At 69.9% G+C, this 1,772-nt stretch carries 2 protein-coding genes and 1 pseudogene; 2 read left to right on the top strand and 1 reads right to left on the bottom strand.

The window, feature by feature from the left end:
- Window positions 1–219, bottom strand: a 219-nt coding sequence (locus tag AC1DZ6_RS24590; protein WP_477099720.1) for an NAD(P)/FAD-dependent oxidoreductase, incomplete at its 3' end; no start/stop codon positions are given.
- A gap of 162 nt (window positions 220–381) precedes the next feature.
- Between AC1DZ6_RS24590 and AC1DZ6_RS24585 the strand changes: the two genes are divergently transcribed.
- A complete protein-coding gene (locus AC1DZ6_RS24585; protein WP_477099719.1) occupies window positions 382–1,215 on the top strand; it encodes a uracil-DNA glycosylase in 834 nt (277 codons plus the stop codon).
- Between the two features lie 143 nt (window positions 1,216–1,358).
- Window positions 1,359–1,772 (top strand): annotated as a pseudogene (locus tag AC1DZ6_RS24580) (lytic transglycosylase domain-containing protein); the annotation flags it as partial.

Below are 1,772 nucleotides of genomic sequence, written 5' to 3'. Positions count from 1 at the left end.
GTCGGGGAACAGCTCGGCCAGGCCCTTGGGATCGATCACCGCGCCCGACAGGATGTGGGCGCCGACTTCGGAGCCCTTCTCCAGCACGGCCACCGAAACCTCGGTCCCGGCCTTGGCGGCCAATTGCTTGAGCCGGATGGCGGCCGAAAGGCCCGCCGGTCCGCCGCCGACGATGACGACGTCGTATTCCATCGACTCGCGTTCGAGCTCTTCGCTCATAACATCTCCCGCCCGGGCGCACTCTGCCCGCGTTCTTGCTGCTTGAGTCGAAGCTTATCGTGAGGTGACGCACCGGTGGTCAAGAATAAACGGGCGTTTTTTGCTGCGATGCAGCGCAGCCCCGACATGGCGACCCGTGAAAGTTCGTACTAAGAGAGGGACATGAACCTCCCCGCCGCTTCTCACGTCGATCCGCGCGCCGTGGAAAGCCTGCTCGCCTTCTGGGCCGATGCGGGCGTCGAGGCGTCGTACGCGGACGATCCGATCGACCGCCTGGCCGAGGGCGCGGCGATGCTGCGGGCCCGCAAGGAGCCGGCCGCCCCTGTCGCCCTCGCTCCAGTCGCGACACCCGCCTTCGGGCGCGGGCCCGACCTGGGCGCCGTCGTCGCCGAGGCCCAGGCCCTGGCCGCCGCCTGCGCCGACCTGCCCGCCTTGGCCGCCGCGATCGCCGCCTTCGAGGGCTGTCCGCTCAAGACCCAGGGCGCCCGCCAGGCCGTGGTCTCGCGCGGGCCGGCCGACGCGCCCCTGATGATCATCGGCGAGGCCCCCGGGGCGGACGAGGACCTGCAGGGCGCGCCGTTCGTCGGCCGGGCCGGCCAGCTTCTGGACCGCATGCTCAAGGCCGCCGGCGTGCTGGACCGCGCTTTCGTGACCAACACCRTGTTCTGGCGTCCGCCGGGCAATCGCACGCCCACGCCGCAGGAACAGGCCGTCTGCGCGCCGTTCCTCGAACGGGCGATCCAGTTGGTCCAGCCCAAGATCCTGCTGCTGGTCGGCGGCGCCTCGGCCAAGAGCCTGCTGAAGCGCGACGAAGGCATATTGTCGCTGCGCGGACGCTGGTTCGAATGGACCGCCAGCGACGGTCAAACCGAGCTCCCGGCCTTGCCCACCTTGCATCCGGCGTTCCTGCTGCGTCAGCCTGCGGCCAAGAAGAAGGCCTGGGCCGACATGCTTATGCTCAGTGAGAGGCTTGATCGGCCGGACCGTCCCAACTAGAGATTCGGGCGACCAGTTGGACACGGGACGCGTGGGGGGCCTCTTCGGAGGTCAGGCGCGGAAACGCATTGCAGCTTCTAGCTCGCCCTCTGGCCGTTTTCTCGGCCTTCGTTCTTTGCCTCGCGGTCGCTTTCAGCGCCCCCATGACCGCTCGCGCCTCGGCGCTTGAGCCCCTGTCCGACGCCGACGCCCGCTTCTATCGCGCCGCCTTCGCCGCCGCCGACCATGGTGATTTCGACGCCGCCGAGGCCGCCCAGGCCAACGCCCGCGACCGCAGCCTCAAGGGCCGGCTGGAATTCTCCAAGATCATGCATCCGCGCGCCTATGCGGCCAACTATGACGAGCTGACCGACTGGCTGGCGACCTATGGCGACCAGGCCGGCGCCGACCGGGTCTACGCCCTGGCCGTCAAGCGCAAGCCCGCCAAGGCCGCCGCCCCCAAGATTCCGGCCCTGTTCGTCGCCGGCGCCAAGGGCCCCGCCCCGGCCGACAAGGCCCGCGCCGCCCGCGAGGCCTACTATTCCGGCGACGTGAAGAAGGCCCTGGCCCTGGCCGAC

This window comes from Caulobacter sp. P1_B12_2 (assembly GCF_056406675.1).
Note: the sequence above shows the minus strand (reverse complement) of the source record. Positions and strands in the feature narration are given on the sequence as shown.